At 63.0% G+C, this 26,334-nt stretch carries 25 protein-coding genes; 13 read left to right on the top strand and 12 right to left on the bottom strand.

Translation table 11 applies throughout. The features are described from left to right. Positions 1-11 precede the first annotated feature (11 nt). Positions 12-1,244 carry a branched-chain amino acid ABC transporter substrate-binding protein gene (locus AWB68_RS17655; RefSeq protein ID WP_235028394.1) on the bottom strand — a complete coding sequence of 411 codons (1,233 nt, stop codon included), beginning with the start codon at positions 1,242-1,244 and terminating at the stop codon, positions 12-14. Between the two features lie 266 nt (positions 1,245-1,510). Here AWB68_RS17655 and AWB68_RS17650 point away from each other — a divergent pair, with 266 nt between their 5' ends. The 3 genes from AWB68_RS17650 to AWB68_RS46555 all read left to right on the top strand — a co-directional run bounded on the left by AWB68_RS17650 (position 1,511) and on the right by AWB68_RS46555 (position 3,681). Beyond that, on the top strand, positions 1,511-2,026 hold the full coding sequence (locus AWB68_RS17650; RefSeq protein WP_087645640.1) for a hypothetical protein: 516 nt from the start codon (positions 1,511-1,513) through the stop codon (positions 2,024-2,026). A 372-nt stretch (positions 2,027-2,398) separates the two neighbouring features. Next, complete coding sequence (locus tag AWB68_RS17645) at positions 2,399-2,827, top strand: PAAR domain-containing protein (protein ID WP_087645639.1); 429 nt, start codon at positions 2,399-2,401, stop codon at positions 2,825-2,827. A gap of 2 nt (positions 2,828-2,829) precedes the next feature. Continuing rightward, a complete protein-coding gene (locus tag AWB68_RS46555) occupies positions 2,830-3,681 on the top strand; it encodes a hypothetical protein (RefSeq protein ID WP_125482958.1) in 852 nt (283 codons plus the stop codon). A gap of 65 nt (positions 3,682-3,746) precedes the next feature. Here AWB68_RS46555 and AWB68_RS17635 read toward each other — a convergent pair whose 3' ends face one another. The 6 genes from AWB68_RS17635 to AWB68_RS17610 form a co-directional block, all read right to left on the bottom strand. Then, positions 3,747-5,288, bottom strand: coding sequence for a 2-isopropylmalate synthase (locus tag AWB68_RS17635; protein WP_087645637.1), 1,542 nt, complete (start codon positions 5,286-5,288; stop codon positions 3,747-3,749). Positions 5,289-5,651: 363 nt separating this feature from the next. After that, positions 5,652-6,518 carry a CDP-diacylglycerol--serine O-phosphatidyltransferase gene (pssA, locus tag AWB68_RS17630; protein WP_087645636.1) on the bottom strand — a complete coding sequence of 289 codons (867 nt, stop codon included), beginning with the start codon at positions 6,516-6,518 and terminating at the stop codon, positions 5,652-5,654. A 63-nt stretch (positions 6,519-6,581) separates the two neighbouring features. Beyond that, a complete protein-coding gene (locus tag AWB68_RS17625) occupies positions 6,582-7,226 on the bottom strand; it encodes a phosphatidylserine decarboxylase (RefSeq protein ID WP_087645635.1) in 645 nt (214 codons plus the stop codon). A gap of 101 nt (positions 7,227-7,327) precedes the next feature. Then, positions 7,328-8,344: a ketol-acid reductoisomerase gene (gene ilvC, locus AWB68_RS17620; protein WP_087645634.1), complete on the bottom strand. Its 1,017-nt coding sequence runs from the start codon at positions 8,342-8,344 to the stop codon at positions 7,328-7,330. Between the two features lie 83 nt (positions 8,345-8,427). Further along, positions 8,428-8,919: an acetolactate synthase small subunit gene (gene ilvN / locus AWB68_RS17615; protein ID WP_035939651.1), complete on the bottom strand. Its 492-nt coding sequence runs from the start codon at positions 8,917-8,919 to the stop codon at positions 8,428-8,430. A gap of 111 nt (positions 8,920-9,030) precedes the next feature. Next, the gene (locus AWB68_RS17610; RefSeq protein ID WP_087645633.1) at positions 9,031-10,794 is read right to left on the bottom strand and encodes an acetolactate synthase 3 catalytic subunit; all 1,764 of its coding nucleotides are present in this window, start codon (positions 10,792-10,794) and stop codon (positions 9,031-9,033) included. Between the two features lie 362 nt (positions 10,795-11,156). Between AWB68_RS17610 and AWB68_RS17605 the strand changes: the two genes are divergently transcribed. The 9 genes from AWB68_RS17605 to AWB68_RS17565 all read left to right on the top strand — a co-directional run bounded on the left by AWB68_RS17605 (position 11,157) and on the right by AWB68_RS17565 (position 17,844). Continuing rightward, on the top strand, positions 11,157-11,720 hold the full coding sequence (locus AWB68_RS17605; protein WP_087645632.1) for an RNA polymerase sigma factor: 564 nt from the start codon (positions 11,157-11,159) through the stop codon (positions 11,718-11,720). After that, on the top strand, positions 11,717-12,157 hold the full coding sequence (locus AWB68_RS17600) for a DUF3619 family protein (protein WP_087645631.1): 441 nt from the start codon (positions 11,717-11,719) through the stop codon (positions 12,155-12,157). Before AWB68_RS17605 ends, AWB68_RS17600 begins: the two co-directional genes overlap by 4 nt. A gap of 19 nt (positions 12,158-12,176) precedes the next feature. Then, a complete protein-coding gene (locus AWB68_RS17595) occupies positions 12,177-12,947 on the top strand; it encodes a DUF3106 domain-containing protein (protein ID WP_087645630.1) in 771 nt (256 codons plus the stop codon). A 5-nt stretch (positions 12,948-12,952) separates the two neighbouring features. Then, positions 12,953-13,468 (top strand): RDD family protein, encoded by a 516-nt coding sequence (locus AWB68_RS17590; protein ID WP_087645629.1) that lies wholly within the window; start codon positions 12,953-12,955, stop codon positions 13,466-13,468. A gap of 180 nt (positions 13,469-13,648) precedes the next feature. Continuing rightward, positions 13,649-14,584, top strand: a complete 936-nt coding sequence (locus AWB68_RS17585; RefSeq protein ID WP_087645628.1) for a UDP-2,3-diacylglucosamine diphosphatase — start codon at positions 13,649-13,651, stop codon at positions 14,582-14,584. Positions 14,585-14,610: 26 nt separating this feature from the next. Then, complete coding sequence (locus tag AWB68_RS17580; protein ID WP_087645627.1) at positions 14,611-15,642, top strand: glycosyltransferase family 4 protein; 1,032 nt, start codon at positions 14,611-14,613, stop codon at positions 15,640-15,642. After that, the gene (locus tag AWB68_RS17575) at positions 15,639-16,382 is read left to right on the top strand and encodes a diacylglycerol kinase (protein ID WP_374729582.1); all 744 of its coding nucleotides are present in this window, start codon (positions 15,639-15,641) and stop codon (positions 16,380-16,382) included. The genes AWB68_RS17580 and AWB68_RS17575 overlap by 4 nt, the downstream gene beginning before the upstream one ends. Before the next feature lie 146 nt (positions 16,383-16,528). Further along, positions 16,529-17,260: a TetR/AcrR family transcriptional regulator gene (locus AWB68_RS17570; protein WP_087645626.1), complete on the top strand. Its 732-nt coding sequence runs from the start codon at positions 16,529-16,531 to the stop codon at positions 17,258-17,260. Next, entirely contained in the window at positions 17,260-17,844 is a 585-nt protein-coding gene (locus AWB68_RS17565) for an LOG family protein (RefSeq protein WP_087645676.1), read from the top strand. Before AWB68_RS17570 ends, AWB68_RS17565 begins: the two co-directional genes overlap by 1 nt. 742 nt (positions 17,845-18,586) lie before the next feature. Here the strand turns inward: AWB68_RS17565 and AWB68_RS17560 are convergent. Genes AWB68_RS17560 through AWB68_RS17550 form a run of 3 tightly spaced genes read right to left on the bottom strand, consistent with a single transcriptional unit; the run spans position 18,587 to position 22,213 of the window. After that, positions 18,587-19,618 (bottom strand): histone deacetylase family protein, encoded by a 1,032-nt coding sequence (locus tag AWB68_RS17560; protein WP_087645625.1) that lies wholly within the window; start codon positions 19,616-19,618, stop codon positions 18,587-18,589. A gap of 15 nt (positions 19,619-19,633) precedes the next feature. Beyond that, entirely contained in the window at positions 19,634-20,878 is a 1,245-nt protein-coding gene (locus AWB68_RS17555; RefSeq protein WP_087645624.1) for a Zn-dependent hydrolase, read from the bottom strand. 24 nt (positions 20,879-20,902) lie between these two features. Further along, complete coding sequence (locus tag AWB68_RS17550; protein WP_087645623.1) at positions 20,903-22,213, bottom strand: MFS transporter; 1,311 nt, start codon at positions 22,211-22,213, stop codon at positions 20,903-20,905. A 144-nt stretch (positions 22,214-22,357) separates the two neighbouring features. On the opposite strand from AWB68_RS17550, the gene AWB68_RS17545 reads away from it, so the two are divergent. After that, entirely contained in the window at positions 22,358-23,326 is a 969-nt protein-coding gene (locus tag AWB68_RS17545) for a LysR family transcriptional regulator (protein ID WP_087645622.1), read from the top strand. Positions 23,327-23,374: 48 nt separating this feature from the next. Here the strand turns inward: AWB68_RS17545 and AWB68_RS17540 are convergent, their stop codons facing one another. After that, positions 23,375-23,833 (bottom strand): CopD family protein, encoded by a 459-nt coding sequence (locus AWB68_RS17540; protein ID WP_087645621.1) that lies wholly within the window; start codon positions 23,831-23,833, stop codon positions 23,375-23,377. 123 nt (positions 23,834-23,956) lie between these two features. Next, positions 23,957-26,278 (bottom strand): DNA topoisomerase IV subunit A, encoded by a 2,322-nt coding sequence (gene parC, locus AWB68_RS17535; RefSeq protein ID WP_087645620.1) that lies wholly within the window; start codon positions 26,276-26,278, stop codon positions 23,957-23,959. Between the last annotated feature and the right edge of the window lie 56 nt (positions 26,279-26,334).

The raw sequence follows: 26,334 nt of genomic DNA, 5'->3' as shown, positions 1-26,334 counted from the left end.
CCTGAAGCGCCCTAGCGCGACGGACGGGCCATGTTGCAGGTCGTCGGCTGGACGGTCTTTTCCGGCGGCAACGCCAGCAAGGTGCGAAAGCCGTAGCCGGAGCCCTCGTTGTCGAAGTGCACGCCGAGCGTGCCCGCGCGATCCATCTCCATCACGTAGAGCGGCTGGATCAACTGATGGTCCTGTGCGCGCATGGTCGAGGCGTGGAAGCCGTTGTCGAACTTCATGCCTTCGAGCGCGCGGGCGACGGCCGTCGGGTCGGCGCTGCCGGCGCGGGTCATCGCGTCTGCGAGCATGTCGATCATCAACGGCATGCGCAGCACGAGATAGTCGTCGGCAGGTGACGGATAGCGTGCGCGGAACGCCTGATAGTACGCGTCGGACGCCGCGCCGCCCACGTTCGGATGCCAGTCCGCGACCGCTACCACGCGCTTTACGCCCGCGTCGCCGAGCGCGGCGGGCGCGCCGAGGCTGTTGCCGTAGAACGTGTAGAACTTCGTGTTCAGGCCCTGTTCCCGCGCGGCTTTCACAAGCAAGGTGAGGTCGTTGCCCCAGTTGCCCGTCACGACCGCGTCCGCCCCGCTCGCGCGAATCTTGGCGACATAGGGCGCGAAATCCTTCACACGGCCGATCGGATGAAACTCGTCGCCGACGATGGCGATGTCCGGCCGGCGCTCCTTCAACGCGCGCTGGGCCTCGCGGCTGACGTCGTGGCCGAAGCTGTAGTCCTGGTTCAACAGATACACCTTCTTCACCGAGTCGTCGCGCCGGATCGCCTCCGCGAGCGCGTCCATCCGCATGCCGGCGTGCGCATCGAAGCGAAAGTGCCAGAAACTGCAGGAAGCGTTGGTCAGCGCGGGATCGTCGGCGGAATAGTTGAGGAAGACGACGCGCGCATCCGGTTCGCGCGCGTTCTGCTTGTCGATGGCCGCAATCAGCGCCGCCGCGACGGCAGAACTGTTGCCCTGCATCACGAAGCCGATTTTGTCATCCGCCACCGCGCGCAGTTGCACGAGGCTCGCCTCGCTGCTGCCCTTGCCGTCGAGCACGACCAGTTGCAGCGGATGTGCGCCGTCGGGCAACTTCACGCCTCCCCGCGCGTTCACGCGCTCGACGCCGAAGCGCAGATTGCGCTCGACCGCCGCGCCGGCGTTGGCGAAGGGCCCGGACATGCCCTCGATCATCGCGATGCGGATCGGCACGGGGTTAGCCACCACCGCGGCCACCGCCGCCGACGCCGCCATTGACCACGCGATCCACGCCGCCCCCGCGAGCCACCGCACGCCAGCCGACACCCGCCTCTTGTTCGCACCCGACATTGCCGCTCCGCCCAAAGGTTCGATTCGTTTCGAAGAGAGCGCGGATCATAGGCCGCGCCGTGCAGCATGCGCAAGCGAGGGACGAATATCCTGCGTCTCGTCAGGAAGCTTTTTACCGTTCGCGTGTCAAAATCCGAAGCACTAGGAAGTCCGGGCAGCTACGCCCGCGCATCCCGTTTCTGGAGGTATTAATGTCGCTCAAACTCACCCGCGTGAACCGCGTGCTCGCCGCCGCCGGACTCGCACTGCTGCTCTCGGCTTGTGTGCAGCCCTGGCAGAACTACCAGGCCGGCGCCGATGCATCGACGATCACCGCCCGCCTCGGCCCGCCGCGCGAGGTCTACGATCTCCCCAACGGCGGCAAGCGCCTGATGTGGCCGACCCAGCCGCTCGGCGAATTCACGACCGCCGCCGACATCGACGCATCCGGCAAGATCGTCAGCGTGCGCCAGGTGCTCGACGCGAACGAGTTCTACAAGGCGGAGATCGGCACCTGGACGAAGAAGGACGTGCTCGTGAACTTCGGCCGGCCGGTGGAGACTTCCTACTTTCCGCTGATGAAGCGCGAGGTCTGGACCTACCGGTATATGGAGGCAAACGTCTGGTACATGATGTATAGCTTTTATTTCGACGATCAGGGCATCCTGCGGCTCACGCAGAAGACGCCTGATCCGCTGCATGATCCGGATCGACGGAATATGTTCTGACGGTTTTGCTTTTTCCGACCCGCTCAATGATCGAAGAAAATGCCGCCTGCGAAGGCGGCATTTTCTTTATCGAATGACCGATGTCAGCGGTTTCTGCGAATTTATTACGCGAGGCTTCCGCCGCGCGGCGGCGCTTTCAAACGTCGATCACTTTTAACAAATGATCTGATGAATATAAGTTATTTTTACGAGGTTGCCGTCAGATGCGGCGCTACGTAGAAACCTAATATGCCGGATAGAGAAAACAACGAAACGATGCATCACGTCGGCGCCGTCAATTCACCCACGAAGCGCGTCGCACGTGTTGCACAGGTAATGATCGAGGCAGCACGTCAAGCAATGACGCTGTATATCGATGCGTAAGGCGGCGGTATGGCACGGCGACCCGACGACGACGCAACGTGCGGCAACTACAAGGGCGTATTCAAGATATTCGGCACCGGCGAGGGAATGTCCGAGAAAGGACGAGCCGTTGTCGTCGACGGCGATCGGGTGCTTTGTCCGTGTATGAAAAACAGAGTCATCGTGGGCAGTAACCCTGGAATCTTCATCACCGTCCCGCCTGGCCCGAGTGGCAAGGCGGAAGTGAAAACATGCGAGGCGGTTGCCCATCGCACGATCTGTTTCGACGACCGATTCGTACTAAAGGATTCGACGGGCAAGCCGCTCGTCAACCTTGCCTATGCGATTCAACGAGAAACGTGCGACGTCGAGTATGGCAAAACCGACCCGGACGGCCACACGCATTTGCTGTCGTCCACGGCACTCAAAGAAAACATCAATGTCTACCTTGCAGGATAAGCATGGCCGAACAGACGCTCACCTCACCTGACGGTGTGAAGTATCGATTAATCGGAACCAGGACCACCACGCCAGCGACGGATGCGGAAGCGAAGGAAATTCGGGTGGAAACCGATAGCATCGAAGTCATCGTCAGCGACTCACGCCTAATTAGCAGAGGATCGCAATTTGGTCACGTAGCGATCGTCGTCGATGGCATCGCATACTCGCGAGCCCATGACGGCTACGATTCAAAAAAGACATATTCGCAGTACATTTCGATTCAAGAGACTTTTCGCGGTTCTGTTGGATATATAGTGCGGGTCTCTCCGCACGAAAAGATTGATCAAAACGGAATTGATGCGCCGCGCAGCCGTAACCAATCGCGATCCACGAAATCACGAATACAGCTTGCTCGACAACAGTTGCTCATCGAACATTGCGGACGTGCTCAACCTGGTGGGAATCGTGGCATACGACCCACGCTGGTCGGCCTTTGGTATGGTCAGTCCAGAAGATATCGCCGTAGGTCTGTCACATTCGAAGCGCGTAAAGGAGCAGCGACTTTATCCAAAGTCTGGGTTATGAGAAGCCTTAGCGTCGGAATGATTATCGTGACAGGTGCTTTGATGTTCGGTTGTTCTCAAAAGCACGAAATATGGATCACGACTCAACAGACCCCGGTCTACGCATCCAACGGCGAATCGGGCAACGAGCCGGTTTTGTTCGTGCTCGATGTCGGAGACGCATGCACTCCGATACGGGAAGTCATTATGAAGTCTTATCTACACACTGAAATTCAATGCAAGCGCGGGCGCGGCTGGGTAATAGAAAAGCAAAACTTCGAGGTGAAGCAAGGCCGGCCTGACACCTGAAACACACCTCGCCGGAAATCTATGGAAGAGCCCGCGACGCGATCAGCGCCACGGGCAAACACTCATCAAAGCTGCGGATTCAGCTTTTCGACCTTCGAATGCAGTTTGTTCAGCGCGGCGATATACGCCTTCGCGGACGCGGCAACGATATCCGGATCCGTACCGACGCCATTCACGATACGGCCGCTCTTCGAGAGCCGCACCGTGACTTCGCCCTGTGCCTGCGTGCCGGTCGTGATCGCGTTGACCGAATACAGCACCAGTTCGGCGCCGCTCTCGACCTTCGATTCGATTGCGTGCAGCGTCGCGTCGACGGGACCATTGCCGCGCGATTCGCCCGTCACCTCGGCGCCATCGACCGCGAACACGACGCGTGCCTGCGGCTGCTCGCCGGTTTCCGAATGCTGCGCCATCGACACGAAGCGGAAGTGCTCCTTCGCCTGCGCTTCCGCCGATTCCTCGGAGACGATCGCCATGATGTCTTCATCGAAGATTTCGGCCTTGCGGTCGGCGAGTTCCTTGAAGCGCGCGAACGCCGCGTTCACTTCGCCCTCCGATTCCAGCGCTACGCCCAGTTCCTGGAGCCGCTGCTTGAACGCGTTGCGGCCCGACAGCTTGCCGAGCACGATCTTGTTGGTCGCCCAGCCCACGTCTTCCGCGCGCATGATTTCGTAGGTGTCGCGCGCCTTCAATACGCCGTCCTGGTGGATGCCCGACGCGTGCGCGAACGCGTTAGCGCCGACGACCGCCTTGTTCGGCTGCACGACAAAACCGGTGATCTGCGACACGAGCTTCGAGGTCGGCACGATCTGCGTCGTATCGATGCCGACCTCCAGCCCGTAGTAATCCTTGCGCGTCTTGACGGCCATCACGATTTCTTCGAGCGACGTGTTGCCCGCGCGCTCGCCGAGACCGTTGATCGTGCACTCGACCTGCCGCGCGCCGCCGATCTGCACGCCTGCGAGCGAATTCGCGACCGCAAGGCCGAGGTCGTCGTGGCAGTGCACCGAGAAGATCGCCTTGTCCGAATTCGGAATGCGCTCGCGCAGCGTCTTCACGAGATTGCCGTACATCTCCGGCACGCCGTAGCCGACCGTGTCGGTGATATTGATCGTGCGTGCGCCTTCGTCGATCACGGCTTCGAGCACGCGGCACAGAAAGTCGAGATCCGAGCGGCTGCCGTCTTCCGGCGAAAATTCGACGTCGTCGGTGAACTTGCGTGCGAAGCGCACCGCAAGGCGCGCCTGTTCGTACACTTGCTCCGGCGTCATGCGCAGCTTCTTTTCCATGTGCAGCGCCGAAGTGGCGATGAACGTATGGATGCGGAACTGGTTCGCGGGCTTCAACGCATCGGCGGCGCGCTGGATGTCCTTGTCGTTCGCGCGGGCGAGCGAGCAGACCGTGCTGTCCTTCACCAGCGCGGCGATCGTCTGAATCGCGTCGAAGTCGCCGTTCGAGCTGGCGGCAAAGCCCGCTTCGATCACGTCGACCTTCATCCGTTCGAGTTGCTTCGCGATACGGATCTTTTCTTCCTTCGTCATCGACGCGCCGGGGGATTGTTCACCATCGCGCAAGGTCGTGTCGAAAATGATCAGCTTGTCTGCCATGTCGGCCTCCAGTGGGGAGATTTTGGATTTTGAAAAACGGTAGGGAAAACTAAAGCGGAATTCGGGTGTCCGCGCCACCGCTGGCGTCGAAAACCACGAACGAGCAGACGGGAGGCGAGACGGATTAGCGCGGTAGGCGCGCTAGTAGCGATAGCGCGCATAGGGGCGCACCAGCTAGAAGAGACGAGAAGGGGAACGGAGAAAAATTCATCCGCAAACTATAGCGAGATTTCAGGATGCGTGCAATTGGGCTTTCCCATCGGCACGATTGAGCAAGATTGGGCTCGATCATCGCCTCGATTCGGCCACGCGATTCGCGAAAACAACGAAAAGGCGGCCATGCGAGCCGCCTTTCGTTCTACCTCAGTGATCCCGCTGCGAACTGCGCGCGGGGTTCGGTCGGCCGCGCATCGCCATGTAACCCCACCACGCGTAGCCGGAAAAGCCGTACAGCACGAACAGGCCGAACAGCATCAGCGGCGGATCGGACGACACCAGCACGAACGCCACCACCACGAGCAGCACGCCCGCGAACGGTACGCGATACCGCACGTCGAGCGCCTTGCCGCTGTAGAACGGCGCGTTCGACACCATCGTCACGCCGGCGTAAATCGTCAGCGCAAACGCGACCCACGGCAGCCACACGAGCTTGAGCGGCACGCGGTTGTCGCTCGCGAGCCACACGAAACCGGCGATCAGCGCCGCCGCCGCCGGGCTCGGCAAACCCTGGAAATAGCGTTTGTCGACGACGCCGACATTCGTGTTGAAGCGCGCGAGCCGCAAGGCCGCGCCCGAACAATAGACGAATGCCGCGAGCCAGCCCCAGCGCCCGAGGTCCTTGAGCACCCACTCGTACATCACGAGCGCCGGCGCGACGCCGAACGACACCATGTCCGACAGACTGTCGAACTGCTCCCCGAACGCGCTTTGCGTGTGCGTCATGCGCGCGACGCGGCCGTCCATGCCGTCGAGCACCATCGCGACGAAGATCGCGATGGCCGCGATTTCGAAGCGCACGTTCATCGCCTGGACGACGGCGAAGAAGCCGCAGAAGAGCGCGGCGGTGGTGAATGCGTTCGGCAGCAGGTAGATGCCGCGTTTTCTCAGGAATTGCTGCCGCTTCGCGCGCCGCGTCTCCACGGCGCCGACGTCCTGCATGGCCTTGTTGCGGCGAAACGCGCGCGGAGGCGTTCCGTTGGTTCGGGTACGGCGCGGTTTGAATGCCGCCATCGAGTTCTCCGTTATGCCGCTCTTTGTCGCTTGTTATCGCTTGTTATCGCTGGTTATCGCTTGTTATTCGGCGAATTCGGCGAGGATCGTCGACGACGCCGACACCTTCTCGCCAATCGACACACGCGGCCGGCTGCCTACCGGCAGATACACGTCCACGCGCGAACCGAAGCGAATGAAGCCGTAGCGCTGGCCGCGCGTGAGCGGCTCGCCGACATGCACGTAGCACAAAATGCGCCGCGCGATCAGGCCGGCAATCTGCACCGACGTCACGGTATGCCCGGCGGCCGTCTGGATGACGATGGCATTGCGCTCGTTCTCGGTGGACGCCTTGTCGACGGCCGCGTTCAGGTACGCGCCCGGGAAATACTCGACCTTGCTGATCGCGCCGTCGACCGGCGAACGCTGCGAGTGCACGTTGAACACATTCATGAACACGCTGATTTTCACGGCTTCGCGGTTCGCGTACGGATCGCGCGTGGTTTCCACGGCGACGATGCGGCCGTCGGCGGGGCACAGCACGGCGTTCGCCTGCGTCGGAATCGGACGCTGCGGATCGCGGAAGAACTGGACGACGAAAATCACGATCAGCCAGAAGAGCCAGGCGAAGCCGAAGCCGCCGATCGCCTGGATCAGGATGGCGACGATGACCGCGATAGCGATAAACGGCCAGCCTTCGCGGGCGATGATCGGATGAGGATAGTTCATGGATGAGTTCTGGGTTTTTTAAAACCGTAGGATAGCAAAAGCCGTCCGGGGTCAGCGACGCCCGGACGGCTCTTCGGTATTGCGACTGAACGGCTACAAGCTTAGTTCTTCGACTGATCGACCAGCTTGTTCTTCGCGATCCACGGCATCATCGCGCGCAGCTTCGAACCGACCTGCTCGATCTCGTGCTCCGCGGTCAGGCGGCGGCGCGACTGCAGCGTCGGTGCACCCGCGCGGTTCTCGATGATGAAGCTCTTCGCGTACTCGCCCGTCTGGATGTCCTTCAGGACGGCCTTCATCGCCTTCTTCGTTTCTTCCGTCACGATGCGCGGGCCCGTCACGTACTCGCCATACTCGGCGTTGTTCGAGATCGAGTAGTTCATGTTCGCGATGCCGCCTTCGTAGATCAGGTCGACGATCAGCTTCAGTTCGTGCAGGCACTCGAAGTACGCCATTTCCGGCGCGTAGCCCGCTTCCACCAGCGTCTCGAAGCCAGCCTTGATCAGGTCGACGGTGCCGCCGCACAGCACGGCCTGCTCGCCGAACAGGTCGGTTTCGGTTTCTTCGCGGAAGTTCGTCTCGATGATGCCGGCACGGCCGCCGCCGTTGGCCGCCGCGTACGACAGCGCGACGTCGCGGGCTGCGCCCGACTTGTCCTGCGCGACCGCGATCAGGTGCGGCACGCCGCCGCCTTGCTGGTACGTGTTGCGCACCGTGTGGCCCGGGGCCTTTGGCGCGATCATGATCACGTCGAGGTCAGCGCGCGGGATCACCTGGCCGTAGTGCACGTTGAAGCCGTGCGCGAAGGCGAGCGCCGCGCCTTCCTTGATGTTCGCGTGCACTTCGCTCTTGTACACCTCGGCGATCTGCTCGTCCGGCAGCAGCATCATCACGACGTCGGCGCCCTTCACGGCTTCCGCCACTTCCTTGACGGTCAGGCCCGCGTTCTCGGCCTTGCTCCACGATGCGCCGCCCTTGCGCAGACCGACCGTCACCTTCACGCCGCTTTCCTTCAGGTTCAGCGCGTGCGCATGGCCTTGCGAGCCATAGCCGATGATGGTGACCTGCTTGCCCTTGATGAGGGAGAGATCGGCGTCCTTGTCGTAGAAAACTTTCATGGTGGTTCCTTGAGTCGTGATTCGTTGAAATTTGGTGTTGCGTGCAACTACGACGTGATGTCGCGTGGAACTGCTGGCGGCGCCTAAACCTTCAAGATGCGCTCGCCCCGGCCGATGCCGGAACTACCCGTGCGAACCGTTTCCAGGATCGCCGTGGCATCGAGGCCCTGAATGAACGCATCGAGTTTGTCGCTCGCGCCCGTCAGTTCCATCGTGTAGGTCTTCTCGGTCACGTCGATGATGCGGCCGCGGAAGATGTCCGCCATCCGCTTCATTTCCTCGCGTTCCTTGCCGACCGCCCGAACCTTGATCAGCATCAGCTCGCGCTCAATGTGGGCGCCCTCTGTCAGGTCGACCACTTTCACCACCTCGATCAGGCGGTTCAAATGCTTCGTGATCTGTTCGATCACGTCGTCCGAGCCGATGGAGACGATGGTGAGCCGCGACAGCGAACTGTCTTCGGTCGGTGCCACCGTCAAGGTTTCAATGTTGTAGCCGCGTGCCGAAAAGAGCCCGACGACGCGCGATAACGCGCCCGGTTCGTTTTCCAGCAGCACGGAGATGATGTGTTTCATGATGTCGCGTTCCCGATTTATCCAGTGAATGAGCCAGTCCTGTCCGGCCCGCGCGCCGCGAACGTCTTTTGTGAAGACGTGCGCACGCGGACCTTGAAGGGCAAGCCACCGTTACAGATCTTCCGATCCGAGCAGCATTTCCGTGATGCCCTTGCCTGCCTGGACCATCGGAAAGACGTTTTCGGTGGGATCCGTCTGGAAGTCGAGGAATACGGTGCGATCCTTCAGACGCAACGCTTCCTTCAGCGCCGGTTCGACGTCCGCCGTCTTCTCGACGCGAATGCCGACGTGGCCATAAGCCTCGGCGAGCTTCACGAAATCAGGCAGCGCGTCCATGTACGAACTGGAGTAGCGCTTCTTGTATTCGATCTGCTGCCACTGGCGCACCATGCCGAGGTAGCGGTTGTTGAGCGAAATGATCTTGACGGGCGTGTTGTACTGCTTGCACGTCGAGAGTTCCTGGATGCACATCTGGATCGAGCCTTCTCCCGTGATGCAGAGCACTTCTTCGTCGGGGAAAGCCATCTTCACGCCCATCGCCGCCGGCAGGCCGAAGCCCATCGTGCCGAGCCCGCCGGAATTGATCCAGCGGCGTGGCTTGTTGAAGCGATAGAACTGCGCCGCCCACATCTGGTGCTGGCCGACATCGGAGCAGACGAAAGCGTTGCCGTCCGTCAGTTCCCACGCCTTTTCGACCACGTACTGCGGCTTGATGATGTCGCTCTTGCGGTCGTAGGCGAGGCAGTCTTTCGAGCGCCAGCCTTCGATGTCCTTCCACCAGTCGGCGAGCGCCTTCGTGTCGGGGCCATGGTCGGCGGTCTGAAGCTGTTCGATCAGTTCCTTCAGCACTTCCTTCACGTCGCCGACGATGGGGATATCCACCTTCACGCGCTTGGAAATGGACGACGGATCGATGTCGATATGGATGATCTTGCGCGGCGACGACGCGAAATGCTTCGGGTCGCCGATCACGCGGTCGTCGAAGCGCGCGCCGATCGCGATCAGCACGTCGCAATTCTGCATCGCCATGTTGGCTTCGTACGTGCCGTGCATGCCGAGCATGCCGAGGAATTTCTTGTCGCTCGCGCGATAGCCGCCGAGGCCCATCAGCGTGTTGGTGACCGGATAGCCGAGCAGGTCGGCGAACTGGTTCAGTTCGCGCGACGCATCCGCGAGGATGATGCCGCCGCCGGTATAGATGTACGGGCGCTTCGCCGACAGGAGCAGTTGCACCGCCTTGCGGATCTGGCCGGAGTGACCTTTCGTAACCGGATTGTATGAACGCAGCGACACGGTCTTGAGCGGTTCGTACTTGCACGGCGCCTTCGACACATCTTTCGGAATGTCGATCAGCACGGGACCGGGACGGCCGGTGCGGGCAATGTAGAACGCCTTCTTGACGGTGGCGGCGAGATCACGCACGTCCTTCACGAGGAAGTTGTGCTTCACGCAAGGCCGCGTGATGCCGACGGTATCGCACTCCTGGAACGCGTCGAGACCGATCGCGGCAGTCGGCACCTGGCCGCTGATCACGACCATCGGGATCGAATCCATATAGGCGGTAGCGATGCCGGTCACCGCATTGGTGACGCCGGGCCCGGAGGTCACGAGGCACACGCCGACGTTGCCCGTGGAACGCGCATAGGCGTCGGCTGCGTGGACCGCGGCCTGCTCGTGGCGCACGAGGATATGCTGGATCTGGTCCTGCTTGTACAACTCGTCGTAGATATAGAGTACCGAGCCGCCGGGATAGCCCCAAATGAACTCGACGTTTTCGTCCGCCAGCGCGCGCATGAGCACGGTGCCGCCGATGGATTCAGATTCGTGAGAGGGAGTCGTATCCGACGTGGAGAATTCCGCGCTGGGCATATTCATTAATCACCTTTCGAATTTTCGGCAAAAAATTGATCGGGTGCTCTCTGCCGGGCTTATGGCTCGGGTTCAAGCGGCGCGTCTTGGTTTGACAGGCGTGCTTCTTGGGCTCGCCTCAAATTAGACATTCACTTTATGATGCGAGTCGGAAACGATAGCCCGGCACGATCGATGGGTCAAGTAAAAACTTGCCGATCCATGCATCAAACGCGGCTTTATCGCGGGTTTTCCCCGTGATTCCGTGCCGCGCCGGAGAAAAGCCGCTACGCGTTTCTATCGGGACGAGCAAAAGTTTGCTAGCATCCGCAGGTTTCTTAAAACCCACGAACCCTTTCGACGCACACTCGCTGCGCCGGCTCCCACGGATGGCATCAGACAAGGAACTCGCCGATTTTCTGGCGGGCGTCGAAAGACGCGCGTTCAAGCAGACGGTCTACACCGTGCGCGACGACGACGCGGCGCTCGACATCGTTCAGGATGCGATGATCAAGCTCGCCGAAAAGTACGGCGATCGCCCTCCGCCGGAACTCCCGCTATTGTTTCAGCGTATCCTCCAGAATGCGACGCACGACTATTTCCGTCGGCAGAAAGTGCGCAATACGTGGGTGAGCCTCTTCTCGTCGTTCGGCAATGCCGACGACGACGAATTCGACCCGCTCGAAACCTTCGAATCCGAGAACGGTTCCGTCGGTGCGGAAAGTAGCGAGAACAAGCTCGAGCGTGAACAGGTGCTCAACCTGATCGACGCGGAGATCCAGAAATTACCGACTCGTCAACGGGAAGCCTTTCTCATGCGTTACTGGGAAGATATGGATGTCGCCGAGACCGCCGCTGCGATGGGCTGCTCCGAGGGCAGCGTAAAGACGCATTGCTCGCGGGCCACGCATGCGCTCGCACACGCGCTGAAGGCGAAAGGGATCACGCTATGAGCTCCGCTCTTGAATCGAAGGAAAACGAATTTGCGCGCAAGGTAGTTCGCGCGCTCGACGAAAACGCGTCTGGTATTCCGGCCGCGGCCGCTGATCGCCTCGCGGCCGCCCGGCGCGCGGCGCTCGCGCGCAAGAAGCCCGAGAAGGCCGCCGTCACGGCGCCCGCGTTCTCGCCTGCTTTCGCAGGCGCGGCGGGCGGCCAGTTCGGCCCGCCGTCCGCGCCGCAGCCGCGCGGACGCTTCGCGCGCTTCGGGCGCTTCGGCCTTGCCGTGCCGCTTCTGGCCCTCGTAATCGGGCTCGCCGGCATCGCGTACTGGGAAGACCAGCAGCGCACGGCGGAACTGGCCGACATCGACGCCGCCATGCTGAGCGACAACCTGCCGCTCGACGCCTATCTCGATCACGGCTTCAACGCGTACCTGACGCGCAATCACTAAAATAGCGGGGAGTTTCCGGGTGAGTTACAAGCGCGGTCTCGCGATTGTTTTTGGATGCGCGATTGCGGGAATGGTCTCGTTCGCCGCAACGTATCCGCGCTTTTATTCGCCGACAGCAACTCCCGCGACTTCCAACGCCGCCGCCCCGGGCGGCGCGAGCGCCAGTTCGGGCGAAGGCCTGCTGCCGCTGTCCGGGTTGTCGTCTTCATCGAGCCCGCTGTCGTGGGATCGCCTGACCGAGGCGCAGCACGCCGCGCTCGCGCCGTTCGCCGGCCAATGGAACCAGTTCAGCGAAGAGCGCAAACAAAAGTGGCTGAAGATCGCATCGCGTTATCACAAGATGTCGCCTGAAGCGCAAAAGCGCCTGCATCAGCGCATGGCCGAATGGGTGCGGATGACGCCCGACCAGCGCAAGGTCGCTCGCGAGAACTATCAGGTGTCGAAGTCGGTGCCGCTCGAGAAGCGCGAAAGCGCCTGGGACGATTACCAGAAGCTTTCCGAAGAGCAGAAGAAAAAACTCGCCGCGACCGAGCGCACGCGCCGGCCGAACGTCGTCAGCGCGCCGCCGACGGGCAAGACCGAGGTCAAGGACATCAATCGCCTCGTCACGGCGCGGGAGCAAGGGCACGCATCGGAGGTCGCGGAACTCGCGTCCGGCGCACACGGCGCCGCGAACCAGCCCGGTTCGCAACCGGTGGCGCCGCCGATTCCAGGCGCCGCCAGCTTCGTCCCCGCGACGCCGATTCCGGTGTCTCCGCAACAAGCCCCTTCCATCTTCAACGGTTCGTGAGACGCATGCGCGCACCGGACGCTTCCGCCGTGCCCCTGATGCGCGCGCCCGCCCTGCGCCGACGGCTCGCGACGATGGTCTACGAAGGCGTGATCCTGTTCGGCGTCGTCTTCATCGCCGGCTATCTGTTCAGCACGCTCACCCAGCAACGCAACGGCCTCACGCATCACAACCTGCTGATGACGTGGATCGGCGTCGTGCTCGCGGGCTATTTCGTGTGGTTCTGGACCCACGGCGGCCAGACGCTGCCGATGAAAACCTGGCGTCTCAAGCTCGTCGATGCACAGGGCCAGCCCGTGAAGCCCGCGCGAGCGCTCGTGCGTTACGCGCTCGCGTGGCTCTGGTTCCTGCCGCCGCTCGCGCTGCACCCGCTCCTCGGGCTCGCCGTGCCGCAGACGCTCGCCGCATTCGCCGTCTGGGTCGCGCTGTGGGCTGCGGCCGTATGGCTCGATCCGGCGCGGCAGTTTCTGCACGATCGCATCGCCGGGACGCGGATCGTTGCGGTCCAGCCCGCAAGCTGAACCGACGCGCGGCGCCGCCCAGGTTGTGTCGCGGCGCGCAAGAACATTCCGCGCATGCGAAGTCGGCAGCACAAGAGCCGCACCATTCACCCGCCCCGTAATAAGAACTTCTCGTGACTGTCATGGCTCCGTCACGGCTGCATGGCGCAATGCGCTTACTGCAACCCGACGCGCGAGCCAATGGCATCCAAATCGTCAGCGACCTATCGACTGCGCCAGCCCGAAGCGGGCACCGACGCCCTCGCGTTCCTCCCGAACGCCCTGGCGAGCGCGACGGCGGCCACGCCCGAGCACCTCGACGGTCACGAGACCGCGCACGACCCGGATCCCGAACACACGCCGCACCGCTACCGCACCATCTGGCTCTCCGACATCCACCTCGGCTCGGGCGGCTGCCAGGCGCCGTATCTGCTCGACTTCCTGCGGCATCACGAATCGGAATACCTGTATCTGGTCGGCGACATCATCGACGGATGGCAGCTTCGCAAAGGCTGGTTCTGGCCGCAGGCGCACAACGACGTCGTGCAGAAGATCCTGCGCAAGGCGAGGAAAGGCACGCAGGTCATCTACATCCCCGGCAATCACGATGAAGCCGCGCGCCAGTTCTGCGACCTCGCGTTCGGCGATATCCACGTGCGCGGCGAGGCGTTCCACACGACCCTCACCGGCAAGCGCCTGTGGATCGTGCACGGCGATCTCTTCGACGGCGTCATCCAGCACGCGAAGTGGCTCGCCTATCTCGGCGACACGCTCTACACGCTGATCCTGCTGCTCAACCGCGGGTTCAACCGCGTGCGCTCGCGGCTCGGGCTGAACTACTGGTCGCTCTCGCAGTACCTCAAGCACCAGGTCAAGAACGCGGTGAATTTCATCTCGCAGTTCGAGCACGTCATGACCGACGAAGCGCGCCGGCGCGGCAGCGACGGCGTGGTCTGCGGGCACATCCACAAGGCGGAAATCCGCGACATCGACGGCGTTCTCTACTGCAACGACGGCGACTGGGTGGAAAGCCTGTCGGCGCTCGTCGAGACGCTCGACGGCGAATTGCAGATCGTCTACTGGACTGTCATGCGCTCGCCGGAACAAACCACACAAAAAGCCCGGGCAACCGCCTGAGCTCCTCACTACCTGGGCCGAATCCGATGAAGATCATGATCGTCACCGATGCATGGGAACCGCAGGTCAACGGCGTCGTTCGCACGCTGAAGAACACGACGCGCGAACTGACCGCGCTCGGACATCGCGTGGAATTGCTCACGCCGCTCGAATTCACCACGATTCCGTGCCCGACCTATCCCGAGATACGCCTCTCGCTGATGCCGGGACGGCGCGTCGCGCGGCGCATCGACGAATACGCCCCCGATGCGCTGCACATCGCGACCGAAGGCCCGCTCGGCATGGCCGCGCGTTCGTATGCGATCCGCCACAAGCTGCCGTTCACGACCGCGTATCACACGCGCTTTCCCGAGTATGTCAACGCGCGCTTCGGGATTCCGATCACGATGACCTACCGGTTCCTGCACTGGTTCCACCAGCGGTCGCAGGCCGTGATGGCGCCGACGCCGGTCGTCAGGAGCGACCTCGAAAAGCATGGCTTCACGAACGTCGTGCTGTGGACGCGCGGCGTCGATCTCGACATCTTCCAGCCGATGGAATCGAAGGTGCTCAACACCGCGCGGCCGATCTTCCTGTATGTCGGGCGCGTGGCGGTCGAGAAGAACGTCGAGGCGTTTCTGAAGCTCGATCTGCCCGGCTCGAAGTGGGTCACGGGCGAGGGTCCGGCGCTCGCCGAACTCAAGTCGCGCTATACGAACGTGAATTATCTCGGCGTGCTGTCGCAGCCGGAACTCGCGAAGGTCTATGCCGCCGCCGATGTCTTCGTGTTCCCGAGCCGCACCGATACCTTCGGTCTCGTGCTGCTCGAAGCCATGGCGTGCGGCACGCCGGTCGCGGCGTATCCGGTGACGGGCCCGATCGACGTGCTCGGCACCGAAGGCCCGGGCGCGCTGAACGAAGATCTCCGCGAAGCGTGCCTGCAGGCGCTGAAGATCGAACGTGCCGATGCGCGCGCATGGGCCGAGCGCTTCTCGTGGCGCGCGGCATCGGAGCAGTTCGCGTCGCATTTGAAGCCGTTTGGCACTCGTGAGGCGAGCACGAAACGGGCGACCGCGTGACGCGGCGCGCGTTTGCAGAGGCGCGGGCGGGCATGGACGGCGGCGCGGCGGGGTCTGCTACGCGCGAGGGCGCGCACGAAAGCGACCACGCCGGAAAGTACGACGATCGGCCGGAGCACGATGGCGACGTGCGCCCGCAACCAGTGCACGACCAACATGAGCGGTACGAGATGCACAAGGCAGGAACGCTACGCGCGGCGAACCGCAGTGCATCAGGTCGCGCTAACATCGGCGCCATGCGCGATCCCTTCGACCAAGACACCGACGAGCAGGACAGCGAACCCGACACCGAGCGCGAACGCCCCGAGCCGCTCTCGCCTGACGACCCGTTCGCCCCGCTCCCCTTCAATCCGTACAAGGGCAATCGCGGGCTCACGCGCGCCTGGCACGCGATGAAGAACTCGCTCTCCGGCATCCGCGTTGCGATCCGCGAGGAAAGCGCGTTTCGCCAGGAACTCACGCTCGCCGCGATCCTGGTGCCGTGCGGCATCGCCGTGCCGGTCGCGCCGGTCGAGCGCGCGGCGCTGCTCGCGTCGGTACTGCTCGTGCTGATCGTCGAGTTGCTGAATTCGAGCGTGGAAGCCGCGATCGACCGCATCTCGCTCGAACGCCACGAACTCTCGAAACGTGCGAAGGACTTCGGCAGCGCTGCCGTCATGGTCGCGCTTGCGGTGTGCGTGCTGACCTGGGCGCTGATCGTCGGGCCGCTCGCGTGGCACTGGCTCGCGCGTATCTTTTAAAACTGCTTCGACTTGAATCCAGGCCCGCGTCCGTCGCCTCGAACGACCGGTTTATAATCGTCCGATATTCTCAAAAATAGCAACCGATCCGGGTCCGCGACGCTTTTAACGAGGCCGATGCGCCCCGGTAACAAGGTACGGACGACATGGAAGCCAAACCTCCCCGCCGCACCCGCGAACGGATACTCGAGTTGTCGCTGAAGTTGTTCAACGATATCGGCGAGCCGAACGTCACGACGACGACGATTGCCGAAGAGATGGAAATCAGTCCGGGCAACCTGTACTACCATTTCCGCAACAAAGACGACATCATCAACAGTATCTTCGCGCAGTTCGAGCAGCAGATTCAGAAGCGGCTGCGGTTCCCCGACGACCACCGTCCGACCATCGACGAAATGTGGTCGTATCTGCAGTACATGGCCGATTTTCTCTGGACGTATCGCTTCCTGTATCGCGACCTGAACGACCTGCTCGCGCGCAACCGGACGCTCGAGACGCACTTCAAGCAGATCATCACGCACAAGGTGCACTTCGCGGGCCAGTTGTGCGAGGCGCTGGTCGCCGATCAGGAGATGGTCGCGACGCCGGCGGAGATCAAGGTGATCGCGACCAACATCGGCGTGATCGCGACGTACTGGCTGTCGTACCAGTACGTGATGAACCCGCGCAAGTACAACGACCAGGAAGCGATCCGCGCGGAGTTGCATCAGGCGAGCCTGCACATCATTTCCGTGATGGCGCCGTATCTGCGCGGCCGCTCGCGGGAACTGTTCGACGACCTCGCCTCCGGCAAGATGCCGATGCGCGAATACGCCGACTTCCTGCCGCCGCGCGACGATACCGTGCCCAAAACCGAACCTCGCAAGGATTCACGATGATCAAGGCGGTCTGTGTGTATTGCGGCTCCTCGAACGGAGCCAAACCTGTTTATGCCGAAGCCGCGAAGGCGTTCGGCCGTGCGCTGGTGGAAGCGGACATGTCGCTGGTCTATGGCGGCGGACGCGTCGGGCTGATGGGGCTCATCGCCGATGAGGTGCTCGCGTGCGGCGGACGCGCGGTCGGCGTGATTCCCGAGTTGCTGCTGAACAAGGAAGTCGGCCATACCGATCTCACCGAGTTGCATGTCGTGCCGGACATGCACGAGCGCAAGAAGAAGATGGCCGATCTGTCGGATGCGTTTGTCGCGATGCCGGGGGGTGTCGGTACGTTCGAGGAGTTGTTCGAGGTCTATACGTGGGCGCAGCTTGGCTATCACCGGAAGCCGGTCGCGTTGCTCGATGTGGATGGGTATTACGATCCGCTGCTGGCGATGCTGCGGCACACCGTCGAGGAAGGGTTCATGCGGGCGGCGTATCTCGATATGCTGCAGGTAGCCGGTGATCCGGCTGCGATGATCGCATTGCTCCAGCGGTTTGTGCCGACGGTGCGGGATAAGTGGACTGAGAAGCGTAATGTGGTTTGAGGGCGCTGGCGCTTGGGGTTGCGGTTGGGTCGTTTACGCCGTTTGATGGTTTTGCGCTTCTATGGAACTTGGTTTGGTGTTGGTTTATTTGCTCTGCCCCTGTCCGGGGCGGGACTCACTTTCTTTGCTGCTGCAAAGAAAGTAAGCAAAGAAAGCAGCTTTCCAACGCCAATCCTTGCCATGCGCCTCCAGACCGCGCCCTCGGAGTGGTCCAACCGGGGGAGTGTCGTTAGCGGAGTTTCATCGTTGTTGGCATGTAGAAGAGGCGCGCACGTCGCACCGCGACACGGAGTGGATCAGCAGTCATTCATCCGTCATGGCACTTCGTGCCCGACGACAGGTCTGCTAGCGGTGAATTGAAGCATGCAGCAAGCAAGAACATCGGATGGTGATATAGCGATGGTTTCGTATTTCGGTTTTGCCTGACGGGTGAGCGCGTAGCGCGAGACTGGATGTATGACTGCTGGTCCACTCTGTGTAGCGGTGCGACGCCCGTACCTTTTCTACATGCCAACAACGCTAAAACCCCGCTAACGACACTCCCCCGGTTGGACCACTCCGACATAACGGTCTAGCGGCGACTGGCAAGGATTGGCGTTGTGAAGCTGCTTTCTTTGCTTACTTTCTTTGCAGCAGCAAAGAAAGTGAGTCCCGCCCCGGACAGGGGCAGAGCAAATAAACCAACACCAAACCAAGTTCCACAGAAGCGCAAAAACCATCAAACGGCGTAAACACCCAAACCTCACCCGCCAGCGCCCCCCCTCGAAAACCCACCAAAAAACGCCCGCGCGTTATCGCGAAGACTATCGATGTGGTAGCCCCCTTCCTGCACGATCACCGTCGGCAACCCGAGCCCGCCGATCGCGCCGCCAAGCCGCCCAAAGCCTTCCGTCGTCACCGCGACCATTGCCTGCGGATCGTCCTTATAAATATCGAACCCGAGCGCAAGCACCAGCGCATCCGGCTGGAACCTCTTCACGGCGCGCAACGCCACCTCGAGCTGATCGAAGAACACCTCTTCGCCCGACCCATGCGGCATCGGCAGGTTGATGTTGTAACCGTCGCCTTCGCCCGCTCCGCGCTCGTCCTCGTAACCCGCCACGACCGGATAGAAGTTCGTCGGATCGCCGTGAATCGAGACGTACAGCACGTCGTCGCGGCCGTAGAAAATCTCCTGCACGCCCTGGCCGTGATGCATGTCGGTATCGAGGATCGCGACGCGGCCAAAGCGCTCCCGTAACGCCTGCGCCGCAATCGCCGCGTTGTTCAGATAACAGAAGCCGCCCGCCGCTTCCGCGCGCGCATGATGCCCCGGCGGCCGGCACAACGCATACGCCTCGCGCGCGCCCTCATTGAGCGCCGCGGCCGCCGCCACCGCACATTGCGCCGACCAGTACGCCGACACATACGTATCCGGCCCGATCGGGCAACTGCCATCGGCGAGATAGCGCGCCGCTCGGCCCAGCACGCCGCGCAACGGGTTGCCCTCGCGCACATAAATGTTCGACATCACTTCGTCGCCCCAGTCCTGCGGGACCTTCTTCCACTCGGCATGCGCTTCCTCCAGGAAGCGCAGATAGTTCATGCCATGAACGGCCGCGAGCGGCTTGTGGCCGAAATCCGCCGGTTCGCGCACGTCGAAATCAAGCGACTTCGCCGCCTCGACGAGCCTCAACGCGCGCTCGGGCACTTCCTGCGGCGTGCGCATCTGGCCGCGCGACAAGTACGTGCGCGGATGGTGTTTCAACTGCTCGGGATGGAAATAAGTCAGCATCGTCAGGTTCCTTTTTCAAGCGTCGACGGGGACGTGCGCGACTGCCCGCGCGAGCACCGCATTCAGCAGCACGTTCGCGCCGCACGTGACGTCTTCCGGCAGCGCATCCTCGGCTTCGTTGTGCGAGAGGCCGTGGACGCACGGGATGAACACCATCGCCGTCGGCACGTGACGGGCCAAGTGGATCGCGTCGTGGCCCGCGCCGCTCACGATCCGCTCGTGAGGGTAGCCGAGCTTCGTCACGGCTTCCTGGACCAGCGCGACGCACTCCGCATCGAACGGCGTCGCGGGACTCGTCCAATAGCTATCGATGGCGACTTCGAGACCGCGTGTTCGCGCGATCTTGTCGAACGCTTCGCGCACGTCGCGCTCCATCGCGTCGATTTGCGCGTCGTCGGGATGACGCAGGTCGACCGTGAACCCGACGCGTCCCGCAATCGTGTTGCGCGATGAGTTCGGAATCGCGACCTGTCCGATCGTGACGAGACCTTGCGGCGCGAAACGCGCGGCGACCGCTTCGAGTTGCAGCGCCATGTCGGCGCTCGCGAACAGCGCGTCGCGGCGATACGGCATCGGCGTCGTGCCGGCGTGCGCGGCGACGCCCGTCACATTCACGTCGAGCCAGCGGATCGCCTGCCCGCCCGTGACGACGCCGATCGGATTGCCGTGGCTTTCCAGCACCGGGCCCTGCTCGATGTGCGCCTCGAAGTACGCGTCGACGGGCTGGCCGGTCGCCTTGCGCGTGCCCGCATAGCCGCATTGCCCGAGCGCATCGCGCAAGCTCACGCCGTCTGCGTCCTTCGTGTCGAGCGCAGTCTGCAACGGCGTCGCGCCGACGAACACCGCCGAGCCGAGCATCGCCGGCGTGAAGCGCGCGCCTTCCTCGTTGGTCCACGAGACGATTTCGATCGGCTTGCCGGTCACGATGCCGTGGTCGTTCAGCGTGCGCACGAGTTCGAGCGCGGCGAGCACGCCGTAGACGCCGTCGAAGCGCCCGCCCTCCGGCTGCGTATCGAGGTGACTGCCGATCAGGACAGGCTTTTGCATCGGGTTCGCGCCTTCGCGGCGCGCAAACAGGTTGCCGGCTTGGTCAACGCTCACCGTCATGCCCGCCTCGCGGCACCACTTCGCAAAGAAATCGCGGCCGCGGCGGTCTTCGTCGGTGAGCGCGAGTCGCCGCACGCCGCCCTTGTCCGTCGCGCCCACTTGCGCCATTTCCATCAGGCTCGCCCACAGACGCGGGCCGTTCACTTGCAACATGAGTTCAGATTCCTCGTGGGGACTTCAATGGGACGGCACGGCGTCGAGCGCATCGGCGCGGCGGTGCTTGAGCGCATCGAGCGCGACGACACACACGAACGACAGCCCCGCGAGACACGTGTAGAACACCGCGAGCGGCCACCACTGGCCGACGAAGCGGTGCGCGAGATACGTGCCGAAGAGCGGCGTCAGGCCGCCGGCGATAGCCCCGCACACCTGATACGACAGCGAGATCGCGGAGTAGCGCACGTGCGTCGGGAACACGCCCGAGACGAAGCCCGCGATCACCGAATAGAAGCTCGCCATGCAGATCACCGCGAGCGCGATGCCGACGATCATCGAAACCCTGTTGCCGCTCTGCACCAGGATGAACATCGGGTACGGCGAGACCATCGCGCAGGCGGCCGCGAGCTTGAGGAAACGCGCGCCGCCGAGTTTTTCGGCGAGATACGCGGCGAGCGGCTGCACGAGGAACTGGATGATCGCCACGGCGAACAGGCAATCGAGGATCAGCGATTTCGTCACGCCGACGTACTGGGTCGTGTACGAGATCATGAACGTGTTGGTGAAGTAGACGCCCGCGATGCCGATCGTGTTCGCGCCGATGCACAGCGCGACGAGCGCACCCGACGTGCGGAACACTTCGGCCATCGGCAACTCGACGGTGCGCTTCGACTGCTTCTCGCGCTCGAATTCCGGCGACTCGTTCACGCCGAGCCGGATGAAGATGCCGACCGCGAGCAGCACCGCGCTCGCCAGAAACGGCAGGCGCCAGCCCCACGCGATGAAGTCGGCGTGGTCCATCGACGTCACCGCGCGGAACGCGACCAGCGACAGGATCAGGCCGGCCGGACTGCCGAGTTGCGCGAACGACGCGAAGAACGTACGGCGACCTTCGGGCGCATGTTCGCCGGCCATCAGCACCGCACCGCCCCACTCGCCGCCGACCGCGACGCCCTGCACCACGCGCAGCAGCACGAGCAGCACCGGCGCGAGCAGGCCGACCTTGGTGTAGCTCGGCAGCAGACCGACGCACACCGTCGCGACGCCCATCATCATCAGCGTGGTCATCAGCGCTTTCTTGCGGCCGATCTTGTCTCCGAGATGGCCGAAGATCAGGCCGCCCAGCGGCCGCGCGAAGAAGCCGACCGCGAAGGTGGCGAACGATGCCATCGTGCTGACGAACGGATCGTGCGACGGGAAGTACAGCTCGCCGAACACGAGCGCGGCGGCGGTCGCGTAGATGTAGAAGTCGTACCACTCGATCATCGTGCCGATGAACGCCGCAGCCGCGGCTCGCACCGGCTGGCGGGTTGTGTGCTGGGATGGACTCAACGAAGGCTCCTGTCGTGGTTCGGGCCGCGTCTCGCTTCGAACGAGCCGGCGTGGGATGACCGTTTTATCGCCAGCCATAAAACATTAGTCAAATTTCGGTTTATTATCTCTCGTATAAATCTGGCTTATATCCAGGACACACCGATGACCCAGCTTCGCGCCGATGTCGCGCGCTTTCTCAACGACAGGCTCGACTGGAACCTGCTGCGCACATTCCTCGTGATCATGCAGGAGCGCAGCGTGAGCCGCGCCGCCGCTCGGCTGCACCTTACGCAGCCGGCCGTCAGCCAGGCGCTCAAGCGTCTCGAAGATACGCTCGGGCGCAACCTGATCCAGCGGCGCGGGCCGCATTTCGAGCCGACGCGCGCCGGCGAGGAGGTGTACCGCATCGCGAGCGATATCTACGGCCATATGTCGCGGCTCGAAACCGAACTCGACGACCGCACCGACGACATCACCGGCTCGATTCGCCTGCTCTCCGTGAGCCGGATCGATTCGGCCGTGTACGACGAATTTCTCGCGGAGTTTCATCGAACGTATCCGCGTATCGACTTGCATATCGAGGTGATGCGCTCGTCGGACATCATTTCGTCGCTGCTGCAAAAGACGGCGACGGCGGGGCTCGGCCTGTGCCGCACGCCCGTCGACAAGCTCGAGCAGCGCTGCTTCCTGCGCCAGCGCTACGCGATTTTTTGCGGGCGGCATCATCGGCTGTTCGGGCGGCAGGCGCTCACGATGGACGACCTGCTCGCCGAGAATTTCGTGTCGTTCACGAGCGACCAGATCGGCGACAGTCTTTCGCCGCTGACCGTGTTTCGGGATCAGCGCGGCTTCACGGGAAGAATCGTGGCGGCGTCGCCGAGTCTCGACGAAGTGAGGCGGCTGATTTTCGCGGGGTATGGGATCGGCTGCCTGCCGGAGCACATCGTGCGCGACGACATCGCGCAGCAGCGTTTGTGGCGCTTGCCGCCGGAGGAAGGACTGGCGGACGTCGACATCCATTTGCTCTGGCACCGCGCGCGCAAGATGAACGCGGCGGAGCAGGCTTTTCTCGACAGCATGGAACGGACGATGCAGCGGTATTCGTTGCCGGAGCGGCTGGGGACGCGGTGAGGGTCGCTGGCTTCGCCTGGGGGTGGTTGTTTACACCAGCGCCGGCACCTAAATCCCCCGTGACAAGACCGCCGCGCCCACCGTCACGATACCCAGCACAAGATTCACGACCACAAGGCGCCGCACCGTCCCAACGGCGCGCGCGCCATCCGGCCAGTTCTGCGCCTGCACCGCGCGCCTGATGCGCGGAAACACGGCAAACCGGATATGCCCGAAGAGCAGCATCATCACGATGCCGATCCCCGCCATCGTGTGCAGCGGCCACGCGGCATGCGCACCACCGTACTGCGTCAACAAGAATCCGCCCGTCAATAAAATCACGAGCACCGACGCCGCGACCCAGTTAAAGAAGCGCGCAAAGACGCTTTCCCACAACGGCAGGCGCATTTGCGGCGTGAGGTCGCCGAGCGCGGGGCGCAGGCAGAAGTTCGCGAACACCATTCCGCCGATCCACACGGCAACGCCGAGCAAATGCAGGAAGAGCGCCACTTCGATGGCTTTGGTCATTGAGTTTCCATGGATTGAGCGGATGCGGGATTGGGCGTTCGACTGGCGTCCGGCGGACCAGTTCCGGCTTTGCATGAAGAAACGCCGCGCTGCGTTCACACAGCGCGGCGTCGGAGCGTGATGTCAGCCTTCGAACACCGGCCGCAACTCGCTCACCTTGATCGTCGAATCCGGCGCCCGGCCCTTGCGCGCGCGTTTGCCGAGGTGCGGTTCGAGCGCCCCGCCCGCGAGTTTCTCCTCGCGCGGCTTGCCGCCGCGACCGGTGCCGATCATCAGCACGCCGCTCGCATCGATCGCGAGCGCCTGCCTGAGCGTCTCCTTCGCATCGAGCGCCATCAGTATGACGCCGCGTCCGCCGCCCGCGAGCGTCTTCATTTCGTCCATGCCGAACACGAGCAGCCGTCCGCCCGACGACAGACACGCGATGTGCGTCGCGTCCGGCACGACCGGCATTGGAGCCAGCGGCGTCGCGCCTTCGTCGATGGTCATGAACGACTTGCCCGCCTTCACGCGGCTCACCATGTCGCCGAGTTTGGCGATGAAGCCAAAGCCGTTGCTCGACGCGAGCAGCAGCGGCTGCTCCACCGACGCCGCGTAGTAATGCAGCAGGTGCGATCCCGATTCGAGTTCGATCAGCGAGGTGACCGGCACGCCGTCGCCGCGTCCGCCCGGCAGCATCGCGACCGGCACCGAATAGACGCGCCCGTTGCTGCCCCACGCGATCAGCATGTCGGGCGTGCGCGCCTGGAACGCCGCGTAGATGCCGTCGCCGGCCTTGAACTGGAAGCCCGCCGGGTCGAGCCCGTGGCCTTTCAGCGCGCGCACCCAGCCCTTCTGCGACACGACCACGGTCACCGGTTCATCGACCACGCGCGCCTCGAACGTCGCGCGCTTTTCCTGCTGGATCAGCGTGCGCCGGTCGTCACCGTATTGCTTCGCATCGGCTTCGATTTCCTTGATGAGCAGACGCTTCATCGCGGCGTCGCTGTTGAGCAGTTCTTCGAGCTTGGCTTTTTCGTCGCGCAATTCCTTCAGCTCCTGCTCGATCTTGATCGACTCCATCCGCGCCAGTTGACGCAGACGGATGTCGAGGATGTCGTCGGCCTGGCGCTCGGACAAGCCGAACCGCGCAATCAGCGCCTGCTTCGGATCGTCGGCTTCGCGGATGATGCTAATCACTTCATCGATATTCAGGAAGACGATCATCCGCCCTTCGAGAATATGGATCCGGTCGTTGACCTTGCCCAGACGATGCTGCGTGCGGCGCGTGACCGTCGTGAAGCGGAAGCCGACCCACTCGTGCAGGATCTCGGTCAGCCCCTTCTGGCGCGGCCGGCCGTCGGTGCCGATCATCACGAGGTTGATCGCCGCGTTCGATTCGAGGCTCGTATGCGCGAGCAGCGAATTGACGAACTCGGTCTGGTCGATGCGGCTCGACTTCGGCTCGAACACGAGGCGCACCGGCGCGTCCTTGCCGGATTCGTCGCGCACGGTGTCGAGGAGCGCGAGCAGCGTCTGCTTGGTCTGCAACTGGTCGGGCGAGAGCGCCTTCTTGCCGAGCTTGATCTTCGGGTTCGTCAGTTCCTCGATTTCCTCGAGCACCTTCTGGCCCGAGGTGCTCGGCGGCAGTTCGGTGATGACGAGCTGCCACTGCCCGCGCGCGAGGTCTTCGATTTTCCAGCGCGCGCGGACCTTGAGGCTGCCGCGCCCCGTTTCATATGCCGCCGCGATTTCCGCCTGCGACGAGATGATCTGCCCGCCGCCCGGAAAGTCCGGGCCGGGAATCCGGTCCATCAGCGCCGCGTGGCTGATCTTTGGATCGCGGATCATCGCAACCGCCGCGCCCGCGACTTCGCGCAGGTTGTGCGAGGGGATTTCCGTCGCGAGCCCGACCGCGATGCCCGACGCGCCGTTCAGCAGCAGGAACGGCAGGCGCGCGGGCAGCAGCTTCGGCTCTTCGAACGAGCCGTCGTAGTTCGGCATGAAATCGACGGTGCCCTGGTCGATTTCATCGAGCAGAAGCTTCGCGATCGGCGTGAGGCGCGCTTCGGTGTAGCGCATCGCCGCTGCGCCGTCGCCGTCGCGCGAGCCGAAATTCCCCTGGCCGTCGATCAGCGGATAGCGCATCGAGAAGTCCTGCGCGAGACGCACGAGCGCGTCATACGCCGACTGGTCGCCGTGCGGGTGATACTTGCCGAGCACGTCGCCGACGACGCGCGCCGACTTCACCGGCTTCGCCGTATTGGCGAGTCCCATTTCGTTCATGGCGAAGAGGATGCGGCGCTGCACGGGCTTCTGCCCGTCCGACACGTCGGGCAGCGCGCGGCCTTTCACCACGCTCACCGCGTAGTCGAGGTAGGCGCGTTCGGCGTAGTCGCCGAGGGTCAGTTGCTCGCCTTCGGGCGCGGCTTCCTGATCGGCGAAGAGATCGTCTGTGATTCCCATCGAATTTCCGTGTTTTTGCGTTGGAGTGCGTTTTTCGCTGGCGCTTGGGGCGGGGG

It is taken from the genome of Caballeronia choica, assembly GCF_001544535.1.
In the GTDB taxonomy this organism is placed as follows: domain Bacteria; phylum Pseudomonadota; class Gammaproteobacteria; order Burkholderiales; family Burkholderiaceae; genus Caballeronia; species Caballeronia choica.
This window is presented reverse-complemented; position numbering and strand designations above follow the sequence as displayed.